This is a genomic window from Novosphingobium sp. B-7 (assembly GCF_000410615.1).
Lineage (GTDB): Bacteria > Pseudomonadota > Alphaproteobacteria > Sphingomonadales > Sphingomonadaceae > Novosphingobium > Novosphingobium capsulatum.
Genome location: NZ_KE148370.1, coordinates 361 through 1,782, shown reverse-complemented (window position 1 = coordinate 1,782; position 1,422 = coordinate 361). Strand labels below are relative to the sequence as shown.

Annotated in this window: 1 protein-coding gene and 1 pseudogene; one reads left to right on the top strand and one right to left on the bottom strand. The window is 64.4% G+C overall.

The features are described from left to right. Positions 1-183 (bottom strand): annotated as a pseudogene (locus H926_RS34810) (cytochrome c family protein); the annotation flags it as partial. Positions 184-408: 225 nt separating this feature from the next. Between H926_RS34810 and H926_RS0114980 the strand changes: the two are divergent. Further along, on the top strand, positions 409-1,317 hold the full coding sequence (locus tag H926_RS0114980; RefSeq protein WP_022677039.1) for a prephenate dehydratase: 909 nt from the start codon (positions 409-411) through the stop codon (positions 1,315-1,317). Positions 1,318-1,422: the final 105 nt, after the last annotated feature.

The following is a 1,422-nucleotide window of genomic DNA, read 5'->3' as shown; positions in this document are numbered from 1 at the left end:
CTCGACCGCAGCGGCCGCTGCGGCGCCGCCTTCCGGCTCTACCCCGGCGATGGCATAGCCCATCTTTTCCGGGCGTTCGTGCTTGTCAGCAAGAAAATAATGGGCGGACAACGTTGAAAGGCCAAGGGCCACGATACCACCAAACAAGGTCCATCCTGCGATCGTATTGAAACGGTCGTCCATTCCCAGCCCCATTTATCGCACGCATTTTCGGCCCGCTGCCGATACGCACCTTTTGCGGGTGGGATAATCAGCCCCCCGCGCCGGCGCAAGTGCGATTAGAGCCGCAAGGGAAACTGCGTCTGTGATCCAGAACAAATTTCATGCTTGTCCCGGCTGCATTCCGGCCAGCATTTGCGCGGGATTGCGCTTGCCCAAGGGCCGAAATTGCGCCTAACGGCAGCAGCCATGCAAAGTTTTCCTGAACCTGCCCGCCTGCTTGTCGATCGCATGAGTGCCGCTGCTGCGGCCGATCCGGGCCGCGCCGTGGCGTTTCAGGGTGCGCCGGGCGCCAATTCGCACCGGGCGGCGATGGAAGTGATGCCCGATGGACTGCCGCTGCCGTGCTTTTCGTTCGAGGATGCACTCGATGCGGTAAAGGACGGGCGCGCCGGCCAGGCGATCATCCCGATCGAGAATTCGCAGCATGGCCGCGTGGCCGATATCCATTTCCTGCTGCCCGAAAGCGGGCTGTCGATCGTGGCCGAGCATTTCCTCGACATTCACCACTGCCTGATGGCGCGGCCTGGCGCCGGGCAGATCGGCGCGGCCTACAGCCATCCCCAGGCGTTGGGCCAGTCCCGTTTCTACCTGCGCGAGCGGGGAATCGTGCCGATGGCCTATGCCGATACCGCCGGCGCCGCCGCGCTGGTGGCCGAAAGCGCAGAGGCCGGCATTGCCGCCATTGCCCCGCGCATCGCTGCCGAACTCTATGGGCTGGACCTGCTGGCCGAAGACATCGAGGACGCGCACGACAACACCACGCGGTTCGTGCTGCTGTCGAAAACGCCGCGCGATCCGGCCACGCTCAACGGGGATTCGCGCGCCGGCCAGGCGCTGACGACGTTCGTGTTCGAGGTGCGCAACATCCCCGCCGCGCTCTACAAGGCGCTGGGTGGCTTTGCCACCAACGGCGTCAACATGACCAAGCTGGAAAGCTATCAAAAGGGCGCCAGCTTTGCCGCCACGATGTTCTATGCCGATATCGTCGGCGCGCCAGGCGACCCGGCGGTGGATCGCGCGCTTGAGGAACTGGCCTATTTTGCCAAGGACTTGCGCATTCTTGGCTCGTATCCGCTGGAGCGTGAGCGGGGTTGAACCGGGCCTTCGGGCAAGCGGTCCAATCTGCGCTTGCGGCGCGCGCGGCGGCATGCAACGAACGGAGATGTGAGCACCGTTGCAGCGGCCGCAAGGGCCGTGACC